The organism is Streptococcus mitis (assembly GCF_000722695.1).
Classification (GTDB): domain Bacteria; phylum Bacillota; class Bacilli; order Lactobacillales; family Streptococcaceae; genus Streptococcus; species Streptococcus mitis_O.
This window is the reverse complement of the sequence record NZ_JPFU01000015.1, coordinates 126,233-148,151: the sequence shown is the minus strand read 5'-3', so window position 1 is coordinate 148,151 and position 21,919 is coordinate 126,233. Positions and strand designations below refer to the sequence as shown.

The 21,919-nt window shown below is 38.7% G+C and carries 25 protein-coding genes and 1 pseudogene; 24 read left to right on the top strand and 2 right to left on the bottom strand.

Translation table 11 applies throughout. From position 1 onward, the window contains the following. The first annotated feature begins 13 nt into the window (after nucleotides 1-13). From SK629_RS10225 to mnmG, 11 genes are all read left to right on the top strand, one after another. Nucleotides 14-2,122: an amino acid ABC transporter permease gene (locus SK629_RS10225; protein ID WP_042901783.1), complete on the top strand. Its 2,109-nt coding sequence runs from the start codon at nucleotides 14-16 to the stop codon at nucleotides 2,120-2,122. Further along, entirely contained in the window at nucleotides 2,119-2,748 is a 630-nt protein-coding gene (locus SK629_RS10220) for an ABC transporter ATP-binding protein (RefSeq protein WP_042901782.1), read from the top strand. Before SK629_RS10225 ends, SK629_RS10220 begins: the two co-directional genes overlap by 4 nt. A gap of 401 nt (nucleotides 2,749-3,149) precedes the next feature. Further along, nucleotides 3,150-3,365, top strand: coding sequence for a hypothetical protein (locus tag SK629_RS10215; RefSeq protein ID WP_042901781.1), 216 nt, complete (start codon nucleotides 3,150-3,152; stop codon nucleotides 3,363-3,365). 156 nt (nucleotides 3,366-3,521) lie between these two features. Continuing rightward, complete coding sequence (gene mnmA / locus SK629_RS10210; protein WP_042901780.1) at nucleotides 3,522-4,643, top strand: tRNA 2-thiouridine(34) synthase MnmA; 1,122 nt, start codon at nucleotides 3,522-3,524, stop codon at nucleotides 4,641-4,643. 149 nt (nucleotides 4,644-4,792) lie between these two features. Beyond that, entirely contained in the window at nucleotides 4,793-4,945 is a 153-nt protein-coding gene (locus SK629_RS13030; RefSeq protein WP_419991777.1) for a helix-turn-helix domain-containing protein, read from the top strand. 270 nt (nucleotides 4,946-5,215) lie between these two features. Continuing rightward, nucleotides 5,216-5,986: a hypothetical protein gene (locus SK629_RS10205; RefSeq protein ID WP_042901778.1), complete on the top strand. Its 771-nt coding sequence runs from the start codon at nucleotides 5,216-5,218 to the stop codon at nucleotides 5,984-5,986. Nucleotides 5,987-6,013: 27 nt separating this feature from the next. Then, nucleotides 6,014-6,583, top strand: coding sequence for a hypothetical protein (locus SK629_RS10200; protein WP_042901776.1), 570 nt, complete (start codon nucleotides 6,014-6,016; stop codon nucleotides 6,581-6,583). Continuing rightward, nucleotides 6,561-7,010 carry a hypothetical protein gene (locus tag SK629_RS10195; RefSeq protein ID WP_042901775.1) on the top strand — a complete coding sequence of 150 codons (450 nt, stop codon included), beginning with the start codon at nucleotides 6,561-6,563 and terminating at the stop codon, nucleotides 7,008-7,010. The genes SK629_RS10200 and SK629_RS10195 overlap by 23 nt, the downstream gene beginning before the upstream one ends. Nucleotides 7,011-7,545: 535 nt before the next feature. Next, nucleotides 7,546-8,001 carry an NUDIX hydrolase gene (locus SK629_RS10190; RefSeq protein ID WP_042901774.1) on the top strand — a complete coding sequence of 152 codons (456 nt, stop codon included), beginning with the start codon at nucleotides 7,546-7,548 and terminating at the stop codon, nucleotides 7,999-8,001. Between the two features lie 8 nt (nucleotides 8,002-8,009). Next, nucleotides 8,010-8,441: an NUDIX hydrolase gene (locus SK629_RS10185; protein WP_042901772.1), complete on the top strand. Its 432-nt coding sequence runs from the start codon at nucleotides 8,010-8,012 to the stop codon at nucleotides 8,439-8,441. Further along, nucleotides 8,431-10,344, top strand: coding sequence for a tRNA uridine-5-carboxymethylaminomethyl(34) synthesis enzyme MnmG (gene mnmG / locus SK629_RS10180; RefSeq protein WP_042901771.1), 1,914 nt, complete (start codon nucleotides 8,431-8,433; stop codon nucleotides 10,342-10,344). The genes SK629_RS10185 and mnmG overlap by 11 nt, the downstream gene beginning before the upstream one ends. 33 nt (nucleotides 10,345-10,377) lie before the next feature. Here mnmG and rnjA read toward each other — a convergent pair whose 3' ends face one another. Then, the gene (gene rnjA / locus SK629_RS10175) at nucleotides 10,378-12,057 is read right to left on the bottom strand and encodes a ribonuclease J1 (RefSeq protein WP_042901770.1); all 1,680 of its coding nucleotides are present in this window, start codon (nucleotides 12,055-12,057) and stop codon (nucleotides 10,378-10,380) included. Nucleotide 12,058: 1 nt separating this feature from the next. Beyond that, entirely contained in the window at nucleotides 12,059-12,292 is a 234-nt protein-coding gene (locus SK629_RS10170; protein WP_042901769.1) for a DNA-dependent RNA polymerase subunit epsilon, read from the bottom strand. Nucleotides 12,293-12,638: 346 nt separating this feature from the next. Here SK629_RS10170 and SK629_RS12735 point away from each other — a divergent pair, with 346 nt between their 5' ends. The 13 genes and pseudogenes from SK629_RS12735 to SK629_RS10110 all read left to right on the top strand — a co-directional run bounded on the left by SK629_RS12735 (nucleotide 12,639) and on the right by SK629_RS10110 (nucleotide 21,879). Next, complete coding sequence (locus tag SK629_RS12735) at nucleotides 12,639-13,190, top strand: hypothetical protein (protein WP_235219626.1); 552 nt, start codon at nucleotides 12,639-12,641, stop codon at nucleotides 13,188-13,190. A gap of 207 nt (nucleotides 13,191-13,397) precedes the next feature. Further along, entirely contained in the window at nucleotides 13,398-13,613 is a 216-nt protein-coding gene (locus SK629_RS10160; RefSeq protein ID WP_042901767.1) for a hypothetical protein, read from the top strand. Nucleotides 13,614-14,149: 536 nt separating this feature from the next. Then, the gene (gene tsaB / locus SK629_RS10155) at nucleotides 14,150-14,833 is read left to right on the top strand and encodes a tRNA (adenosine(37)-N6)-threonylcarbamoyltransferase complex dimerization subunit type 1 TsaB (protein ID WP_042901766.1); all 684 of its coding nucleotides are present in this window, start codon (nucleotides 14,150-14,152) and stop codon (nucleotides 14,831-14,833) included. Then, nucleotides 14,830-15,267 carry a ribosomal protein S18-alanine N-acetyltransferase gene (gene rimI / locus SK629_RS10150; protein ID WP_042901765.1) on the top strand — a complete coding sequence of 146 codons (438 nt, stop codon included), beginning with the start codon at nucleotides 14,830-14,832 and terminating at the stop codon, nucleotides 15,265-15,267. Before tsaB ends, rimI begins: the two co-directional genes overlap by 4 nt. Beyond that, a complete protein-coding gene (gene tsaD / locus SK629_RS10145) occupies nucleotides 15,257-16,267 on the top strand; it encodes a tRNA (adenosine(37)-N6)-threonylcarbamoyltransferase complex transferase subunit TsaD (protein ID WP_042901764.1) in 1,011 nt (336 codons plus the stop codon). The genes rimI and tsaD overlap by 11 nt, the downstream gene beginning before the upstream one ends. 103 nt (nucleotides 16,268-16,370) lie before the next feature. Continuing rightward, on the top strand, nucleotides 16,371-17,234 hold the full coding sequence (locus SK629_RS10140; protein WP_042901763.1) for an XRE/MutR family transcriptional regulator: 864 nt from the start codon (nucleotides 16,371-16,373) through the stop codon (nucleotides 17,232-17,234). Nucleotides 17,235-17,521: 287 nt separating this feature from the next. After that, nucleotides 17,522-17,689: a hypothetical protein gene (locus tag SK629_RS12955; RefSeq protein ID WP_315010581.1), complete on the top strand. Its 168-nt coding sequence runs from the start codon at nucleotides 17,522-17,524 to the stop codon at nucleotides 17,687-17,689. Nucleotides 17,690-17,755: 66 nt separating this feature from the next. After that, nucleotides 17,756-18,424, top strand: coding sequence for a CPBP family intramembrane glutamic endopeptidase (locus tag SK629_RS10135; protein WP_042901762.1), 669 nt, complete (start codon nucleotides 17,756-17,758; stop codon nucleotides 18,422-18,424). A gap of 73 nt (nucleotides 18,425-18,497) precedes the next feature. Then, a pseudogene (locus SK629_RS10130) lies at nucleotides 18,498-18,713 on the top strand (Rgg/GadR/MutR family transcriptional regulator); the annotation flags it as partial. A gap of 354 nt (nucleotides 18,714-19,067) precedes the next feature. Then, complete coding sequence (locus SK629_RS10125; RefSeq protein ID WP_042901758.1) at nucleotides 19,068-19,352, top strand: bacteriocin immunity protein; 285 nt, start codon at nucleotides 19,068-19,070, stop codon at nucleotides 19,350-19,352. A 133-nt stretch (nucleotides 19,353-19,485) separates the two neighbouring features. Then, on the top strand, nucleotides 19,486-20,712 hold the full coding sequence (locus SK629_RS10120) for an MFS transporter (protein WP_042901756.1): 1,227 nt from the start codon (nucleotides 19,486-19,488) through the stop codon (nucleotides 20,710-20,712). Nucleotides 20,713-20,870: 158 nt separating this feature from the next. Further along, nucleotides 20,871-21,566 (top strand): AzlC family ABC transporter permease, encoded by a 696-nt coding sequence (locus tag SK629_RS10115; protein WP_080710301.1) that lies wholly within the window; start codon nucleotides 20,871-20,873, stop codon nucleotides 21,564-21,566. Beyond that, complete coding sequence (locus tag SK629_RS10110; protein ID WP_042901755.1) at nucleotides 21,556-21,879, top strand: AzlD domain-containing protein; 324 nt, start codon at nucleotides 21,556-21,558, stop codon at nucleotides 21,877-21,879. Before SK629_RS10115 ends, SK629_RS10110 begins: the two co-directional genes overlap by 11 nt. Nucleotides 21,880-21,919 lie beyond the last annotated feature (40 nt).

Sequence of the window (21,919 nt, the reverse complement as noted above, 5' to 3'; positions counted from 1 at the left end):
TGGAGGTACTTTTATGAAAAAAATCAGTCATCTTTGTATGTTTCTGCTGTTGCTGTGTACCACTTTTTTTGTTTTTAATGTAAACTACACACGTGAAGCGGTTCGGATTCGGGAAATGGGAAAGACTGTAGATTCTTTGGATTTGTATTTGAAAGATATTAACGAACCTGCAGCGTCTGTTCTTCGATTTTTTGAGGATGTATCAAAGGAGTACAAAGTCTCCATCATCAAAACAGACAGTGGTGATGAGGTAATCAAGTCTGGTGTTTTTGATAAAGATACCTTCCCCTACCAAGAGTTTGGGATTTCTTCTCTTGATTTTACCACAGATGGTGAAGGAGTCTACAGTAATAAAAAAATTTCTAATAAACTTGGTACGATACCGACCTTTCTAAAAGCCAAGCCTATTCAGCTTATAACTTTTCAAACCTATATCAAGGATACATCTCGTAGTTTAAATGGTCGCTATACGATAACTTCTACACAAGAGATGGATAAGGATAGGATTGTACAGAAATGGAGCGATTTTTTCAAGATAGACCAGGCTACTTTGCTAGAGCCTACCTATAAAAGTGCAGTGGAAGTCATAAATCGAGATTTGCTTTTATCTGCCATTGTTTTTGTCTTGGCTATTTTACTTCTTGTGTTAGTAACAGTTTATCAGCCGATGATGGAGATGAAACGAGTGGGGGTTCAAAAGTTACTTGGTTTTCAAAGTGGAGCGATTTTAGCTGGTTTTGTAAAGACTAATTTTTATCTTCTCTTGGGTGGAAGTCTTGTCATTGACTTGGGACTATTTTTAGTGCTGGACTACAGGCCAAAACTTCTGTTCCCAAGTTTACTCTTATCCCAATTTCTGCTTTTACAGTTGTATTTGTTCATCAGTTGGCTGACCTACCTGATGATTCAGAAAATGACAGTCAGTTCCATGTTGAAAGGTTTTTCATCTGTCAAACTTGGTCTTATCTTCAATTATGTGATGAAAATAGGGACAACTATTTTACTGACGGCCTTACTGATTGGGGTGGGCAGAAGTCTAGAGCAAGAAAACAAAGAACTTGCTTATCAGCAACAGTGGGTAAGCCAAGGGAATTACTTGACCTTAGAAACCTTCCAACTCAATGATAACCTGTGGCAAGAAGAGCTAGCAGGGTCAGGGAAATCTACAGATTATTTCTACCAATTTTATCAAGATTTGCTAGCAAAAATACAAGTAAATTATGTGCGAAGTGCGAGTCTTCCTATCAAACCAGTCATCAAAGCTGAACAAGTACAGCAGTACCAACTGCCTGATAAGGTAGATGTTTACTATGCTAATAGCAATTTTCTAAAGAGCAAGGGATTCAAGTTACCAGATAACAGCACTAAAAAAGTTATTTTGATGCCAGCTAGTGATAAAGGACAAGAAGGTAAGAATCAGTTCTTGGGAAAATCCATCGCCTATCTTTCTCTGAGGTATGAAGATCAGCAAAAGCAAAGGATAGAAGATATGGATGTAGAAATTGCCTACTATGAAGGAGATTGGTCATTCTTCCCTTATAATAATGAGCGAAAGGAAAACCTCCACAATCCAATTATTAGTCTGGTAAATGATCAAGACATGATGTGGGAAGAAAAGACTCGCTTGTCAACGACAGGTTTAAACAATCCTATGAAAGTTGAAAATACAGAACAAAATCAAAAAGTGATTACGGAGTTAGTTGAGAAATTATCAGATGGGAATTATTTAAAATTTTCATCGCTTCAAGCCATTCAACAAGAGAAAGTAGATTCTTATCGAGATGCAGTTCGAAATCTTAATATACTCTTTGCTTTGTTTGGTCTCCTTAGCATGATGATTTCCTACTTCTTACTAGTAACAACTTTCTTATTGAAGCGAACAGATATCATTACCAAGAAGTTTATGGGGTGGAAACTGGTCGATCGCTACCGCCCTCTCTTAGTTCTGCTCTTGCTGGGCTATAGTCTGCCTCTTCTAATATTGATTTTCTTTGCCCATGCGCTCTTGCCACTCCTGCTGTTTGCAGGCTTTACATGTCTGGATATACTATTTGTGCTAGTCTTGGCTTCTAGGATGGAGAAAAGAAGTCTAGTAGAATTATTGAAAGGGGGCATCTTATGATTGAGTTGGAAAATATTACCAAAACCATTGGGAGAAAAGTGATTTTGGATAACTTATCTCTCAGGATTGATCAGGGGGATTTGGTAGCCATTGTTGGCAAGAGTGGTAGTGGTAAGTCAACCTTGTTAAATTTATTAGGTTTGATAGATGGTGATTATAGTGGACGGTATGAGATTTTTGGTCAGACAAATCTAGCGGTCAATTCTGCTAAGTCACAAACAATAATCCGTGAACATATCTCTTATCTGTTTCAAAATTTTGCCTTGATTGATGATGAAACGGTCGAGTACAATCTTATGCTTGCACTGAAATATGTGAAATTGTCTAAGAAAGACAAGCTCAAAAAGGTGGAAGAGATTTTAGAGAGAGTAGGTTTGTCAGCTACTTTGCATCAAAAGGTTTCCGAGTTGTCTGGTGGGGAGCAACAACGAATTGCAGTTGCTAGAGCCATCTTAAAACCTAGCCAGCTGATTTTAGCCGATGAACCAACAGGTTCTCTGGATCCTGAAAATAGAGATTTGGTCTTGAAGTTTCTCTTAGAGATGAATCGCGAGGGGAAAACAGTTATTATTGTGACCCACGATGCTTATGTAGCCCAACAATGTCATCGTATCATTGAATTGTGAAAAATACAGAAATCTTATCAAAAATCTTTAGATTTAAGGATACCTTTAAAATTTAATTTTAAAACACTTATTTGGAAATCGTATGACTCTTAAGCTTCGAATACTTAAGTTCTCATTGTTTTGAGCTATTCTAGCTTTAGAATTCTTCAGAACGTAAAATTTTAAGCAGTCAAAGGCTTAGAATAATCCTAAAACATTTATTTTAAAGCAATTCTAAACGTAGAATTACATGGATATGTGTGTGTTTGAGCTGTTCGATAGTTTGGACAGCTCTATTCTGAGAAATCTGAGTTATCAATGCTTTAGAATAGTATTTCGTCAATGAATTTTATTGAAGGATTGCTTATTTTATGCTACTCTAAAATAAAACGGATTTAATGGAGCAAATGGAGAATCATTACATGAAACATTTTTTTGCAGGAATTGGTGAGATTCATTTTTTGTCACTTTTATTATATCTAGGCATGTCTACTAGCCCAATTATTGGACTAGTGATTGGACATACTAAAATAAATCTAATAAATTCTATTATTATAGCTCTTGGTATGATATTGACATTAATTTTGGTATTATCAAGAGTGTATAGAAAATATTTTTATAGAGACGATGATGACTAAAGTTTTTATCAATAAAATCAGAGGTTGGTAGATTATCAGCCTCTTTCTTGTCTTCTCCAACCAAGCATGTTATAATGAATACTGCTCAAGCGACCTTCAATCGTGAAGCACACACGACCTTCAATCGTGAATAAACGAATAGATGGGAGACTTATCATGAGTGATAACTCTAAAACACGTGTTGTCGTGGGGATGAGTGGTGGTGTTGATTCGTCGGTGACGGCTCTTCTTCTCAAGGAGCAGGGCTATGATGTGATTGGTATCTTCATGAAGAACTGGGATGACACAGATGAAAACGGCGTCTGTACGGCGACCGAAGACTATAAGGATGTGGCTGCGGTGGCAGATCAGATTGGCATTCCCTACTACTCTGTCAACTTTGAAAAAGAGTACTGGGATCGCGTTTTTGAGTATTTCCTAGCGGAATACCGTGCAGGGCGCACGCCAAATCCAGATGTTATGTGCAACAAGGAAATCAAGTTCAAGGCTTTTTTGGACTATGCCATGACCTTGGGGGCAGACTATGTAGCGACTGGGCACTATGCCCAAGTGGCACGTGATGAGGATGGCATCGTTCACATGCTTCGTGGCGTGGACAATGGCAAGGATCAGACATATTTCCTCAGCCAGCTTTCGCAAGAACAACTCCAAAAAACCATGTTCCCTCTGGGACATTTGGAAAAGCCTGAAGTTCGCAGACTAGCAGAAGAAGCAGGCCTTGCCACTGCTAAGAAGAAAGACTCGACAGGGATTTGCTTTATCGGAGAAAAGAATTTTAAAAACTTCCTCAGCAATTACTTACCAGCCCAGCCTGGTCGCATGATGACTGTGGATGGTCGCGATATGGGCGAGCATGCAGGTCTTATGTACTATACGATTGGTCAGCGTGGCGGTCTCGGTATCGGTGGCCAACACGGTGGTGACAATGCACCTTGGTTCGTTGTCGGAAAAGACCTAAGCAAGAATATTCTCTATGTCGGCCAAGGATTCTACCATGATTCGCTCATGTCAACCAGCCTAGAGGCTAGCCAAGTCCACTTTACTCGTGACATGCCAGAGGAGTTTACGCTAGAATGCACAGCAAAATTCCGCTACCGTCAGCCTGATTCGAAGGTGACCGTCCATGTCAAAGGAGACAAGGCAGAAGTTATCTTTGCGGAATCGCAACGCGCGATTACACCAGGACAGGCAGTTGTCTTTTACGATGGCGAAGAGTGTCTAGGTGGTGGTTTGATTGACAATGCTTACCGCGATGGACAAGTTTGTCAGTACATTTAAGAGCTTCTAAGAGGAATGAGAATGTTTCAGTTTTTTAAGAGATAAATTGTAAATTATAGTGCAACGAAAAAACTCACATAATCTCAAATAGTGTGAACTGTAAGTAAACACACAGAAAGATACGCAAGGAGATTCTATAAGCTACTACTATCGTATATCTTAACATAAAGGAACGGATTAAGATAGAGCTCGATGTGAAATCAGGGGTAAATGTTTTTGAAATTGCAACTATGATTGGATTTTCTCACTTGATTATTAGTAGAGAGATGAAACGTTTTCTAGAATATTATTCAGTGGTGTAATTCAGGCCAAATTGTCAATCTTAAGACGAAGAAGGGAAAGTAAATCCTTATTATTTTGGATAGAACGAAATTTTTGTATGTCCTCACCTAGGACTAGAATTATGATATGTAGTTTTTTAACAAAACTTTTAGTTAACGGAATAATTCCTTGAAAAACAAATTAGTATTTGATAGAATTAGTTAAATGAAATTTTTATTTGATCGGAACAGAATAGATTTCTTCAAATAATTAAATGATATTAACCTGTTTATTTTAATAGAGTAGAAAAAATGATAGAGTTTTATGATAACTATTGTACAAAACAATGTGGTGAAGATGAATTATATTTCTTTAAAGGATTCCAGGGTAAAGTTGAACTAAATAAACTTAATATTTCATTTCAGAGAGAATCGGAAAAACTTCTTGTAAGATATGCTAATCCAAAATCCAATTTTGATAGATTACGTTTTAAAGAATTTGAGTACGATGAAAAAGTATGTGCTGATGAAACATTATCTTTTATTTCTGCACTCTCGGACATAGAAGATGGCTCGGAAAATCTTGTTCAAGATTTAAGTAAAAATAGAGAAGTGTATTTTCTTCCCACAGATCTTGAGAGGATAATAAGAGATATAATTCTTAATAATAAAAGACGTAGAATACCTAAAATTTTAGAGCCTCTAATACCCGCTGATATTAAAGAAAAAATTGATTTTGACTTCGTAGATATACCTGATGAAGTGTATATTTGTCATAATAAGATCGGTGAGGTTTCTACTTCTTTTTTGAAGCTAGCAGATGCCACGAATATTAGTGAAGTGAAGCGTAATATGGATTATATAAAAGATAATTTTAATGATAGTTTTATTGATGGAATTGATAGTTATTATATCGGTGATATAAAAAAAGGCTTCGGAATAATGGAACGAGACTCTAAGAAAAAATATGAAGCACCGAGTACATTTCATTATAATTTTGTATTGAGAAACAATGATGAGGATAAGCTAGAGGGATTATTAAAATCATTGAGTGGTGCATTTACACCATATCCGTTTAAATAATAAAAAGACTAGTGGAGGGATGCTGATATGTCCAATAAAGATTTACAAAATTTTTATCAAGTTATGGAAATCGAGGATTGGAGTAATTTTAAGATGCCGTTGCTAGCTATAGATGAACCTATTTTTGGTGTTGTTTCATATTTAGATAGAATATACACAGTTTATATTATGCAAGATAGGACTCTATTAAAAAATAATCATTTAGTAGATATAAAAGAACTTTTAATTACCGAACCTAATATTAATGATTTATGCAACGTAATTGACGGTGAAATTTCTATTTACAATTTCTTCGAAAAATCTGATAAATATAGTATTGGAAAGATTGCTAATAAAATATTTCCAATAATGCAAGTTAATAGTATGATAGAAATTTCAGAAAAGCTCCCTTCAAATGATTTTCGTTTAACCTTGAATCAAGTATGTGCGAACGATTATAAATTATATATTCGTAGTCGTTGCGAACGTCTTAAAGAATACAATGATTTTAATGATAGTTTTACTCTTAAAAAGTTTAAAAACGTAGAAATCAAGAAACAAATAGAAAGTTTAAATAAACTTTGGGAAGTTGAAAATGAAATATATAGCAATAGATAATGGCCTTAAAATAAATACACTGGAATATAACACTTTTGGAATAGATGGTTATGAATCAGGAGAACAAATTGTAGAGAATCAATCGGTTAGTATATCTATAAAATTAGGTATGAATAAGAAAAATAAAGTAAAAAGAGTTTTGTTGCTAGATGTTTTTATTGAGGGCAAAAACGAAGAAATATTATTGCGTAAGTTACACTTAGATTTATTTTATGAATTTGAATATAAAGATAAATACTCTGAATCTGATTTGGAAAACTTAGACTTATATATGACTAAATATTTTTTGGGAAAAACCAATGCTATCGTTGAAAATGTAAGTTCAATAGATCAATCATCTTGTTTTAATTTAAATGATGCTATAGAAGATATAAATAAAAAAGTTCCTGAAGAATTGTCAGTTGAGATTAGGTCAATTGAAAGTTAGAGAAATTAAACTGATATTAATTTAAATTACTTTATATTAACATTTTAGAGTATTAAAGGTTGATATTTGAAAAGAATAAGTTAATCTTTTCTTTTATTGTTCGAAGGTACAAAATACTTATTTGATAGTTTTTAAAGTCTTAGAATCCAAAGAATTTAAATAGTTTTCAAAGGGAGTTTATACATAAGAAATTTTCAATTAAAAAACTTGATTCGAACGAATTAGGTGACAGTGTAGGAACATTAATGAGTGACAAAAGAGAATCCAGTGTTATCAGTTTTAGAAAATTTATTCGAATTACTATAAATAAATTGTAAGGTGCTCATTGTAACTTATATATTATTTTGTTAAACTTGGGGTATTCCCAATTTTATTAATAGTGTTAGTACATATAGATTGACAAATTTTCTCAATCTGCTACAATAATAACAGCAATAGAAATGATGGTCAAAGCTCATGGATGTTGCAGGCTCTTTTGTCCTGCACTTCTTTGGAGTTTTGACTGTTTTTGTGTCGTTTAGAGGAAAGGACAAAAATGACTCAACAAGACTTTCGGACAAAAGTAGACAATACGGTTTTTGGTGTTCGGGCGACAGCCTTGATTCTCCAAAATGGCAAGCTCCTAGTTACCAAAGCCAAGGGCAAGTATTACACTATTGGCGGTGCGATTCAAGTCAATGAAAGCACGGAAGACGCGGTAGTCCGTGAAGTGAGGGAAGAACTGGGTGTAAAAGCTCAAGCTGGGCAACTAGCTTTCGTAGTTGAAAATCGTTTTGAACAGGACGGTGTTTCCTATCACAACATCGAGTTTCATTATCTGGTGGACTTGCTTGAAGATGCCCCATTGACCATGCAGGAAGATGAGAAGACGCAATCCTGCGAATGGATTGATTTGGACAAACTTGAGGATTTCCAGCTAGTTCCAGCCTTTCTAAAAACAGCCCTACCAGATTGGGACGGTCAACTAATACACATTCATCTTGAGGAATAGGAGAGAAAATGATGGTTAAGCTTATTGCCCATGTACTTGTTCAAAGCGGTGCTGATTATTTGCTCATTCAGCGTTCGGAAATTAAAAGAGGACAACCCAACGTTTATCCAACTTACTGGGATATTCCTGGTGGTGGAGTTGAAAAGGGTGAACTTCCGCGAGATGGAGCTCTTAGAGAATGTATTGAAGAAGCGGGAGTTAGACTAGATAGCAGTTCGCTCAAACTTCTTCACGAAGATAGTCAACTGGATACTTCTAAGGATACTGTCTTTACTCGCTTAGTTTATAAAGCAGAGTGGGTTGGGGAGAAGCCAATTATCAGATTAGATCCTGAAGAGCATACACACTTTAAATGGGTTACTATGGCTCAAGCTCTAGAGGAGGAGAAGTTAGTTCCTTATTTACGAGAAATTTTTGAAAGGTTAAGAAATGACTTATAATTTTACAGAAGAATACGATATTATTGTAATTGGTGCGGGACACGCTGGGGTCGAGGCTTCCTTAGCTGCTAGCCGTATGGGCTGTAAGGTCTTGCTTGCGACTATCAACATTGAAATGTTGGCTTTCATGCCTTGTAATCCCTCTATCGGTGGTTCTGCCAAGGGGATTGTCGTGCGTGAAGTCGATGCCCTCGGTGGTGAAATGGCTAAAACTATTGACAAGACTTACATCCAGATGAAGATGCTCAACACAGGGAAGGGGCCAGCTGTTCGTGCTCTTCGTGCGCAGGCTGACAAGGAGCTTTACTCTAAGGAGATGCGCAAGACAGTTGAAAATCAAGAAAATTTGACCCTTCGTCAAACCATGATTGATGAGATTTTGGTGGAAGATGGCAAGGTTGTCGGTGTTCGTACAGCGACCCATCAAGAGTATGCTGCCAAGGCTGTTATCGTGACTACAGGGACTGCTCTCCGTGGGGAAATCATCATCGGAGACCTCAAGTACTCATCAGGACCTAACCATAGCCTAGCTTCGATTAACCTTGCTGATAACCTTAAGGAATTAGGACTCGAAATTGGTCGTTTCAAGACAGGAACGCCTCCACGTGTTAAGGCTTCTTCTATCAATTACGATGTGACAGAGATTCAGCCAGGAGACGAAGCGCCTAATCACTTCTCATACACTTCACGTGATGAAGACTATGTCAAGGACCAAGTACCATGCTGGTTGACCTATACCAATGGTAGCAGTCATGAAATTATCCAAAATAACCTCCACCGTGCGCCTATGTTCACAGGTGTGGTCAAGGGAGTGGGGCCTCGTTACTGTCCGTCGATTGAGGACAAGATTGTGCGCTTTGCGGACAAAGAACGCCACCAACTTTTCCTTGAGCCAGAAGGGCGCAATACAGAGGAAGTCTATGTTCAAGGCCTCTCAACCAGTCTGCCTGAGGACGTCCAACGTGACTTGGTTCATTCCATCAAAGGTTTGGAAAATGCTGAGATGATGCGAACTGGTTACGCCATTGAGTATGACATGGTCTTGCCTCACCAGTTGCGTGCGACTTTGGAAACCAAGAAAATCTCAGGACTTTTCACTGCTGGTCAGACAAATGGAACGTCAGGTTACGAAGAGGCAGCAGGCCAAGGGATTATCGCTGGTATCAATGCGGCTCTGAAAGTCCAAGGCAAGCCTGAGTTGATTTTGAAGCGAAGTGATGGTTATATCGGAGTGATGATTGACGACTTGGTGACTAAGGGCACCATTGAACCTTACCGTCTCTTGACCAGTCGTGCTGAATACCGTCTCATTCTCCGTCATGACAATGCCGATATGCGCTTGACAGAGATGGGACGCGAGATTGGACTTGTGGATGATGAACGTTGGACCCGTTTTGAAATCAAGAAAAATCAATTTGACAATGAGATGAAGCGCCTAGACAGTATCAAACTCAAGCCAGTCAAGGAAACCAATGCTAAGGTTGAGGAGATGGGCTTTAAGCCGTTGACAGATGCGGTGACAGCCAAGGAATTCCTTCGCCGTCCAGAAATTTCTTACCAAGATGTGGTGGCCTTTATCGGACCAGCAGCAGAGGACTTGGATGACAAGATTATCGAATTGATTGAAACAGAAATCAAGTACGAAGGTTATATTTCCAAAGCCATGGATCAGGTTGCCAAGATGAAACGCATGGAAGAAAAACGTATTCCAGCTAATATTGACTGGGATGATATTGATTCTATCGCAACCGAAGCCCGTCAGAAGTTCAAACTCATCAATCCAGAAACCATCGGCCAAGCCAGCCGTATTTCGGGAGTAAATCCAGCAGATATTTCTATTTTGATGGTATATTTGGAAGGTAAAAATCGTAGTATTTCTAAGAATCAAGAAAAGAAAGCATAGAAAAAACAGCTCCGTCGGGGCTGTTTTCTTGCTTTATTCTTCATCTGGTGTGAGGATCATTGGGATGATAATCGGTTCACGTTCGGTATTTTCATAGAGGAAGGGGCGAATAGCGTTGACAATGGCACCATTGACAGATTGCACGCTGGCCTCCTTATTTTTGAGTGCGATACGAATTGCATTGAAGAGGATACGCTGGCTTTGGCGAATCAAATCACCAGACTCTCTCATATAGACAAAGCCTCGACTGAGGATGTCTGGACCAGACAGAATCATCTGCGATTTGAAGTCAACAGTTGCGACTGCCAGAACGACACCGTCTTCAGATAGATCACGACGGTCTTTGAGGACAGCAGCGCCGATTTCACCGATACGATTTCCATCGACATAGATGTCTTGGGCGTTGAAATGACCTGCGATACGAGCTGAGTCAGCAGTAAGGGCAAGTACATCACCATTGCTCATGATAAAGATATTGTCCTTCTCGACACCAGTATCTACTGCTAGTCCAGCGTGGACTTTTTGCATGCGGTATTCACCGTGGACAGGCATGAAGTATTTTGGCTTAATCAAGCGGAGCATAAGTTTTTGCTCTTGCTGGCCACCGTGTCCAGATGTATGGATATTGTTAACCTTACCGTGGATAACTTCGACACCAGCTTCTGAAATGATGTTAATCAGCTTGTTAACGCTAGTAGTGTTTCCAGGGATAGGACTTGAAGAGAAGATAACCGTATCGCCTGGTTGGAGTTGTACCTGACGGTGGGTTCCGTTGGCGATACGAGAGAGGGCAGCCATCGGCTCACCCTGACTACCTGTACAGAGGATGAGAACCTCGCCTGCAGGGTAGTCTTTGATTTCATTTGGCTCGATAAAGGTTCCCTTAGGAGCTTTGATGTAGCCAAGGTCTATCCCGTTGACAATGGCCTTTTCCATAGAACGTCCAAAGACCGCAATTTTGCGTCCAGTCTTAACAGCAGCTTCAGTTGCTTGCTGGAGACGGAAGATATTTGAGGCAAAGGATGCAAAGATGATGCGTCCTTCAATACCTTGGATAATCTTCATGATGGACTGGCCAACGACTTTTTCAGAGTTGGTAAAGGTTGGTACTTCCGCATTTGTTGAGTCAGATAGAAGACAGAGAACACCTTCTTCACCAAGGGCTGCCATACGGTGCAAGTCCGCAGGTTCTCCAACTGGAGTAAAGTCAAACTTAAAGTCACCCGTACAAACGATTTTCCCTTGTGGAGTATGAATGACAATCCCCAAAGGTTCTGGAATAGAGTGAGTCGTTCTAAAGAAAGTTGCCTTGAGATTTTTAAAGGTCAACTCAGTATTGTGGTTGATTTCGTAAAGTTTGGCGTTGCGCAAGAGGCCGTGTTCTTCGAGTTTCCCACGGATCAAAGCCAAGGCAAGCGGTCCAGCATAGATTGGGACATTTGCTTGCTTGAGCAGGAAAGGAATCCCACCGATGTGGTCCTCGTGTCCGTGGGTAATCAAAACAGCCTTGACGCGGTCGATATTGTCTACTATGTAAGAATAATCAGGAATGACGTAGTCAATACCCAGCAAATCATCTTCTGGGAATTTAATCCCAGCATCGACGATGATAATCTCATCTTGGTATTCAATCCCGTAAGTGTTTTTCCCGATTTCTCCCAGACCACCGATGGCAAAAACGCCGACTTCTTCAGGTTTAAGAGTATAGGCCATATTAGAACTCCGTAATTTCGAAGGCGCCAGTTTCTTTTTCGTAATCTAGCAATTTGTCAGACAAGCGTTCGATATATTCGATATTGTACTCTGGGCGATTTTCTTCGACAAGTTGACGAGCAGCGATACGGCCCTCAAGTTCTGAGTTAGCATCGATGTCTAGGTAAAGTGCGCGTGTTGTTTCACGACGTGGGCTACGTTCTTTTGTTTCTTGATAAAAAACTTTGTAAATCATATAGTTCCTTTCTATTTTACAGGTCAGCTTATTCCAAACTTTTAGCAGAGATTTGCTTGATTTCATTCCATTTTGTGTCTAGATTGACCTTGATTCGTTACAATTGTTTCAATTATAACATAAAATGAAAAATTAGTAAAAGACGGAAACGAGAAAGTCATATAGTCCCCTTTGGTAAGCGCTTGCAATCTCAAAAAGTATATGCTATAATAATAGAAAGAAATAGTCTAAGCTGGAAAGGAAATAATTCGGAAACTATATTGTTTAGTGCTATTGTCATTATTTTTAACTTATGGATACTATTGATGTATTTGATAGTATGAACTCAATAAGAAAGGATTCTACGATGAAACATAAGTTTAGTTTTATTTTGATTGTTTTGGCTTTTTTTACTACGACTTTATTTGCTATTTATAGTTCTGCTTCAGCACTAGAGTCTAATCACAGAGTAGAATATTCTTGGTTATCTGAATTGGATAAAGTTACCGAATTGAATGAACATGGTTTCCCTGTAGTTAGATTAGATAAAGCAGAGGAGCTTGGTTTAGATAATGAAGCTTTGGAGGTAGGGCGTGTTTTAAACGAAATCGTAACGGATATAGAGACTAACGGAGAGTCAACTGCTTTGGCTAGAATGGATCGCTCTCTTTTTCCTATAGGCTCTTATGGTAATTATTGTGGTTATGGAAATAATGGATATTCTATTCCAGCTATTGATGATTTAGATATGGCTTGTTTCTATCATGATAAGTGTTTTAGGGGATTTTTAGCAGATAATAGAAGTTGCAATGCCGAATTCCTAACAAGATTATCTCCTATTGTAGCAAATAATGCTTGGAATACAACTAAAGGAGCATATGCAAGAGCAGCTGTGGCTCTATTTTCTAGATTCGTATAAGACCAAGTTTTTATAAAATATGAGTTGTTACGTAAAAGTGTTGATATGAATATTGGTGTCTATGAACAGAATCTTATTTTATAAGTTTTAACTTATCTTTTAAGGTTTCTGTTTATAGGCACTTGTAGATGTGTTTATGCCATTGAAATTAGATGCATATGCAATATTTTACTTATTAAGATAATTTTAACCTAAGGAGGTTGCCATATGATTAGTTTATTTGCTTTTGCGATAGGAGTTCGCTTGGTAGCTTTCATCGTTTTTGTTGCTTGTGTTTATGGAGGGAATCTTCTGTTTGCAAAACTAGAACAACGACAAAGCAAGTTCTTGTGGAAAATTACCTTTGTGACTCTTTACTCGCTTTTTCTCCTCCTCGTAACCTATGTCGTTTGGTTTGTATTTTACTTTGGATTAAATACTTAGATGCCCTGCTCATGCTAGGGCATTTTTGTTTGGGGATATAGAGATAGTAGATTTACGACACGAAAATTCCACCCCATCTATCAAGATGAGGCAGCTTTGCATTTTTCTAAAATGACATGACAATGAAATTTTCAGAGCTTATTATTTTTATGGTGATCATTACTCTGCTCAAAAATAGAGTTGAAGCATAAAAATAAAACAATACAAACAGATAAATCAATTGGTAAAGGGATAGTAGTAATGTTTAAATCATTGAGAATGCTGAGAAAGCTGTAAGAGATGAAGAAGAGAAAATTTATCCTTCTAAAAATGTGTCTTTTATCTAGCATGACTTATCAAACCTTTTACGGAGATCCTTTCAATTTTCTTGTTCACTTTTATATTCGGAAAAGAAAAGGAAAAGTGAAAATTTTTTTAATTTTATTTGCGAATTATTTTTTGTTTAAGTATAGGCATTTTGTTTGGGGATAAAGAAAATTCCCATGTGCCAGCTTTTGTAGTATAATAGTAAGCAGACCAAAAGATAGGAATGTGTTATGAAAGTATTAGCTTTTGATACGTCCAGCAAGGCTCTTTCTCTAGCTATTTTAGAGGACAAGCAGGTTCTTGCCGAGACGACTATTAACATCAAGAAAAATCACAGTATTACCCTCATGCCTGCCATCGATTTTTTGATGGCAAGTTTGGATTGGACACCCAAGGACTTGGATCGAATCGTGGTGGCAGAGGGGCCAGGTAGCTACACAGGTTTGCGAATTGCGGTAGCCACTGCCAAGACGCTGGCTCATACTCTGAACATTGAGTTAGTTGGTATGTCTAGCCTCTTGGCTCTGGTGCCCTACCAACAAGAAGGCTTGTTCGTCCCTTTGATGGATGCACGTCGTAATAATGTTTACGCAGGATTTTATGAAAATGCTAAACCTGTCATGCCAGAAGCGCACCTTTCCTTTGAGAGAGTGATTGAGCTAATCAAGGGTGCTAGTCAGGTTACCTTTGTCGGAGAAGTCGGCCCTTTTGTTGAGCAGATTCAAGCACACTTGCCAAGGACTAATTACAAAGAAACCTTGCCTAATGCAGCCAATCTTGCTCTTTTGGCTTGGGATAAGGAAGCTGATTCCTTGCATGATTTTGTGCCGAATTACCTCAAACGAGTTGAGGCTGAGGAAAATTGGCTCAAGAACCATACCGAGTCTGGCGAATCTTACATTAAACGCCTATGATTGAAATCAAACGAATCCAACAGCAGCCTGACTTGGCTCAAGCCATCTACGCTGTCATGGTGGATGTTTACTCAGTCAGTCCTTGGACGCTGGAACAAATCCAAGCAGACCTGGCTCAAGATCAGACTTGGTATGCTCTGGCTTATGATGGGGCAGAAGTGATTGGCTTTCTAGCTGTACAGGAAAATATCTTTGAAGCAGAAGTCCTGCAAATCGCTGTCAAACAAACCTATCAGGGGAATGGAATTGCGTCAGCCTTGTTTACTCAATTACCAGCAGACAAGGAGATTTTCCTCGAAGTCAGAAAGTCAAATCAACGAGCGCAAGCATTTTACAAGAAAGAAAAAATGGCGGTCATCGCTGAGCGAAAGGCCTACTACCATGACCCAGTCGAGGACGCCATCATCATGAAGAGAGAAATAGATGAAGGATAGATATATTTTAGCATTTGAGACATCCTGTGATGAGACTAGTGTTGCCGTCTTGAAAAACGACGATGAGCTCTTGTCCAATGTCATTGCTAGTCAAATTGAGAGTCACAAACGTTTTGGGGGCGTAGTGCCAGAAGTAGCCAGTCGCCACCATGTCGAGGTCATTACAGCCTGTATCGAGGAGGCGCTAGCAGAAGCAGGGATTACGGAAGAGGACGTGATAGCTGTGGCGGTCACCTACGGACCAGGATTGGTCGGAGCCTTACTAGTTGGTTTGTCAGCTGCCAAGGCCTTTGCTTGGGCACATGGACTTCCGCTGATTCCCGTTAACCACATGGCTGGCCACCTCATGGCAGCTCAGAGCGTGGAGCCTTTGGAATTTCCCTTGTTAGCCCTCTTAGTCAGCGGTGGGCACACGGAGTTGGTCTATGTTTCTGAGGCTGGGGATTACAAGATTGTTGGGGAAACGCGAGATGATGCGGTTGGTGAGGCCTATGATAAGGTCGGTCGCGTCATGGGCTTGACCTATCCAGCAGGTCGCGAGATTGACGAATTGGCTCATCAGGGGCAGGATATTTATGATTTCCCACGTGCTATGATTAAGGAGGATAATCTGGAGTTTTCATTCTCAGGTTTGAAGTCTGCCTTTATCAACCTTCACCACAATGCCGAGCAAAAGGGAGAGAGTTTGTCAACAGAGGACTTGTGTGCATCCTTCCAAGCGGCAGTTATGGACATTCTCATGGCTAAAACCAAGAAAGCCTTGGAAAAATACCCTGTTAAAACTCTAGTTGTGGCTGGTGGCGTGGCAGCCAATAAAGGTCTCAGAGAACGCCTAGCAGCCGAAATCACAGATGTCAAGGTTATCATCCCACCCCTACGCCTCTGCGGAGATAATGCAGGTATGATTGCCTATGCCAGCGTCAGCGAGTGGAACAAAGAAAACTATGCAGACTTGGATCTCAATGCCAAACCAAGCCTCGCTTTTGATACCATGGAATAAAGAGTCAGCTTAGGGCTGGCTTTTTCACTCGCTAAAATGTCAGAATATTTTGACAAAACTGTAGAAATAATGATATAATATATGAAGAATAGGAGGTGGTAAGATGATTGAGAGAATGGAATTGGGAGAATTTTACAAGGAATTGCGCTTGGCTAGAAAGCTAAAACAGTCAGATGTGGCTTGTGCTGGGCTAACAGCCTCTCAGCTATCCAAGTTTGAACTAGGACAGTCTATGCTATCTGCGGACAAGATAATCCTAGCTATTCAAGGGATCAATATGAATTTCGATGAATTTGGGCACAAGCTTAACAACTATCAAGAATCTCCACATATGCGAATTGGTAGAAGGGTTGTGGATTGCTTTGCCCATCAAGATATTGCTGGTTTAGAGCAACTGTTGGAGGAAGTCGAACAAGAACAGATGGCGCAGACCTATCGTCGTTTGAATGCTATTGTAATTAAAAACGCACTCCATTCCTTAGATAAGAACTATCCATTGGTAAAAGAAGATAGCGAGTTTTTGACTATCTATCTCTATGCTATTGAGTCTTGGACCTGGTTTGAACTCTATCTCTTTTGCAATACCATGCCCTTCTTGAGCAATCAAGATTTGATATTTTTATCAACCGCTTTAATTGAGAAATCTAAGGAATTTAAAGAGTTAGTACACAATCGGTTGTATATGAAGCAAGGGCTCTTAAATATCTTATCAGAACTCATGGAGCGCAAGCTTTTCTCCTACATCCCAATCTTTGAAGCCGAGTTGAAGAGCATGCTACGTCCGTATGATGTTTTTGAAAAAGTATTATGGCAATTTTTAAAGAAAATGAGTGTTTTCCTTCAAACTAAGGGAAGCAATCAAAAAGAGATTGAACACTTTATCCAATCTCTGCAAGTATTAGAAAATCCACAATTGATAGCCCTTTTTGAATTGCGTTTGCAGCAATTCAAAGAACTTATTGATTAGTTAGAAATGGCAAAATGATAATAATATCAGCAACGGCTGTCAATAATGTTAAAATTTGTTTTTTCATAGTTGCTCCACTCCTTAATTAGTAATAACTTGATTATACCAGTGAAATAATCAAATCTACTAAAATCGCAAATCTGAAATTTCTATAAGAAAAAATATCAAATATGCGATTTTTTAAAATAAGCCAATTTTCGTGTTATACTGTCCTTGTAAAGTACTTAAAGCAAATCCTAGGTCGTAGAAGTGCTTTACAAGCAAAAACAATTGAAGGAGTATAAAAGATGTTAAATTTACAATTTGCAGAAACAATGGAATTGACAGAAGCTGAGTTGGAGACAGTTTATGGAGGAAGGGCATATCCTCCATTGGAATCTGGTGGAATGGGCGGTCTATGGCAAAACTACTTTAACTTTGCTCCTCCAGCTCCTGAGACTAGACGTCGTTATTGATGTTTAAAGCCCTTGCCTTTTTCTTGGGTAGGGGCTATCTTTATTTCATATATAGGAGAAAATAAAATGGGAAAGATAACTTCAAGATACTACTTTTTTATAGTAATCCTACTCGTCATTGCTTACCAGTATCTTAGTGGTCTGGTTTTATCTAGCGACTTTGCTCTTGGTCTATCTGACTTTGGCTATTATTTGTCGGATATGATGTTGCATTTTCTTGTCGTTTTTATTGCTTTTTTTACTATGGTTAAGTCAGGAAAATGGCAGAAAATCAACAGTAAGAAGTTTCGCTGGACCTATTTGTTTTATTGTGTCTTAGCTTTTCTTTTGTTGTTCCTTTGGAACAGAGTTACCTTTTCTCTTTTTCCACCTACTAGAAATGCAATTTCTTATCAACATTACGCTCCTACTTTTACAGGAGCTACGGCATTTTTGATGTTCTTTCTCTACCCTGTAGTACTGGCTCCTATTTTTGAAGAAATCATGTATCGGGGATTGGTGATGACAGTTCTGGAGAAAGGGAAGAAATGGGGACTGGATGTACTTGGTTCGGCTATATTATTTGGAATCTTACACATTAGCGGCCATGGTTGGGTCTTAACAGACTTTTTTGTATATATGGGTGGCGGTCTCATATTTGCAGTCTTGTTTAGAGCAACAAAGTCCATTTATTGGCCTATTGGACTGCATATAGTCTACAATGGTATTGGTCAGATTCTTATGTTATTGCACTAGAATTTAAAGAGATGAAAATTTCGGAGTATTTGATTTTGGTAAAAAGTTTTGCATTACTATGAGGAAACTTTCATTTGAAGCCGAGTTGGAGAGTATGCTGCGCCCGTATGATGTTTTTGAAAAAGTATTATGGCAATTTTTAAAGAAAATGAGTGTTTTCCTTCAAACTAAGGGAAGCAATCAAAAAGAGATTGAACACTTTATCCAATCTCTGCAAGTATTAGAAAATCCACAATTGATAGCCCTTTTTGAATTGCGTTTGCAGCAATACAAAGAGCTTATCGATTAGTTAGAAATGGCAAAATGATAATAATATCAGCAACGGCTGTCAATAATGTTAAAATTTGTTTTTTCATAGTTTCTCCACTCCTCATTAGTAATAACTTTATTATACCAGTGAAATAATCAAATCTAATAAAATCGCAAATCTGAAATTTCTATAAGAAAAAATATCAAATATACGATTTTCTAAAATAAGCTAATTTCTATGTTATACTATCTTTGTAAAGCACTTCAAGCAAATCCTAAGTTGCAGAAGTGGTTTATAGATGGGAATTCGTACAGTATATGCTTAATTATGAGCATACTGTAAATGGCTGGACTAAAAGTGAAACTTGGCGTCCTAGATAAGATGAGGTAAACGATGGAAAAACAAAGTCAGTTACAAATTTTAATTCATTCCCTGTACAATAATAAAGAAATTAGCTTGACGGAAGACTTTAGGAAGCAATTGCTGGAAACAGCAAAACAGTTTTCTAGTAGTAATGAAGATTTGCTAGCTGTACGTCTCTCATTTGCCGTCTCTAAAGAATTGTTGAGTTTTAAAGGTGAACCGCCGACAGAATTGTTGGATTTAGCAAAATTTGTCCAAAAGAAAGAAGCTAAATACAAGCAGGGAATAGTGTGGTCTGGTATTTTTAAAATATGATTCATTATAAAATACGGTATTAATAGTTGTATAATGGATGAATCTAAAAAGAAAAAGAATATAAGCAAGACTTGGATTTCAATGCCAAACCAAGTCTTGTTTTCTATACACTGGAACTTAAAAAGGAGTTGTGATGAAAGTATTTCTTCAAAATAGAGATTTTAGGCAATTAACTATCAACCAATGGATTTCAACGGTTGGGGATACGATTTTTTATCTGGCTTTTTTGAATTATGTGGCAGATGCCTCTTTTGCCCCTTTGGCGATTTTACTCATCACGATTTCAGAAACCCTTCCCCAAGTTCTACAAATCTTTCTGGGAGTTTTGGCGGATTTTCAACATCATCGTGTCTTGAAATACACAGTCATTAGTTTTGCAAAATTTTTGCTTTACTCTATAGTGTCCCTGTCGCTTTCAGGGCAGTCTTTCTCCTTGTTGCCAGTAACCTTTATTTGTCTGATTAACCTCTTGTCTGACACATTGAGTTATTTTTCAGGCGCCATGCTCACTCCGATTTTCATTAGAATTATTGGGCAAGACCATCTAGCAGAAGCTATTGGGTTTAAACAATCAACTGTTAGTTTAGTGAAAACAATCAGTAATATTCTAGGAGGGATCTTACTAGGTATTCTATCCATCCAGTTTATTTCCTTGCTGAACGCTCTTACCTTTTTAATCGCATTTTTAGGTATCCTCTTCATAAAAAATGACCTCTTGAAAGTAGAAAAAACGATTAGCTATCAAGAAGGACTCTCTGTAAAATCCTTTTGCCAGCATTTGCTCCAATCATCGAAATTGATATGGAATATGAATCAGGTACTCTTGGTTTTGTTTATTATCTCTATTAGTCAAGCAGTGATAAATGTTACAGTTCCTGTCTCTACTCTGTTTTTGAGGAATCAACCCTTTTTGAATTTACAAACAGGTCAATCTCTTGCCTTGTTATCCACTCTTGAATTAGCAGCCCTTATTGTCGGAAGTCTTGTGAGTGGCTATCTGAAAAATATGATTTCTATAAAAACAGCTCTATATGCCTCGCTTGTCATCCAGTTGTTTCTTCTAGTAGGATTTGGCACAGTTCGTTTTGACTGGATTCTTATCTTTAGTGCCTTAGATGCCTTTTTCGCAGGTGTTCTATCTCCTCGATTACAGGAACTCGTTTTTAAACAAATACCTGAGGAGTCAATGGGAGCAGTTCAATCCTCTATCGGCGCCATTACGGTTGTTTTACCTAGCTTATTTACAATAGCTTTGGTAACCATTGCTACTAGCTTTGGAACTCTGGCAGTTAGCTTTGTTTTATTGCTATTTCTTCTAGTTGCCTTTGCCATGCTCCTAAATATCCGTGAAAGTGTTTAGCGGAGAATTTGTATAATATATGTTTGAGACTGGATTGCCAGTCTTTTTATGATGGTCAAAATCAGCAGACTTTTTTCTCTTTCCTGAATGTGTTATAATAGTCCATGCTGTGGCTGGAGCCTTTTCAGCCCATTTATTAAGACAATATGAGGAGAAAGATGAAAGAAAAAGGATTTTGGGAGGGGGCGCAGGCAGCCATGCCAACGGCTCTTGGTTATGTCAGTATCGGACTGGCCTGTGGGATTATTGGTGCGCCCTATGTGACACCTGTTGAGATGGGCTTGATGAGCCTCTTTGTTTATGCTGGGAGCGCCCAGTTTGCCATGTTAGCCTTGATTGCGGTCCAAGCACCTGTAGTAGCCATTGCTATGACGGTCTTTTTGATTAATTTGCGTCTCTTTTTGTTGAGTTTACATGCATCGACTTATTTCCGTCATACCAGTCTCTGGCAAAATATTGGTATGTCTAGTATCTTGACGGATGAGACTTATGGTGTTTTGATGGGTGAATTGGCCCATGCAGACAAGGTCAATCCTATGTGGATGCACGGAAACAATCTTAACAGCTATGTGGCTTGGTTTGTGGGAACAGTAGTCGGAACGGCTCTGGGTGGCCTGCTGCCAAATCCAGAAACCTTTGGTTTAGATTTTGCCCTAGTTGGGATGTTCATCGGCATTTTTGCTTCGCAATTCCAGATTATGCAAAGACGGATTCCTATCCGCAATCTGCTCATTATCCTAGCAGTTGTTGCGGTGTCCTTCTTTTTACTCTTGACAGTGGTGTCTCAGTCACTAGCTGTTCTGTTTGCGACGCTACTTGGTTGTACGATGGGGGTGGTTTTAGATGGTCAGTAAGTATCTTTTATTAGCAGTTATTTTCTCTGGCTTGGTGACTTGGATTCCCCGTATGATTCCCTTCATCTTGGTCAAGTATAAGGGTTTGCCTGCAATCGTTGAGCGTTTTTTGAAGTTCTTGCCCGTTTCGATTATCTTTGCCTTGATTCTTTCAAGCGTAGTGACAGGCAAGGTTGGCAACCTTCCTCAAATCAAATGGCTGGACTTCTTAGCAGTATTTCCAACAGCTTGGGTAGCCTTTCGCTACCGCAATCTAGTCGGAACGGTTCTCTTTGGAGTGGTCTTGATTGCAGTCCTACGTTTACTATTTTAAATAGGCTATAAAGAAAATCTATCACAGAGATAAATATCAT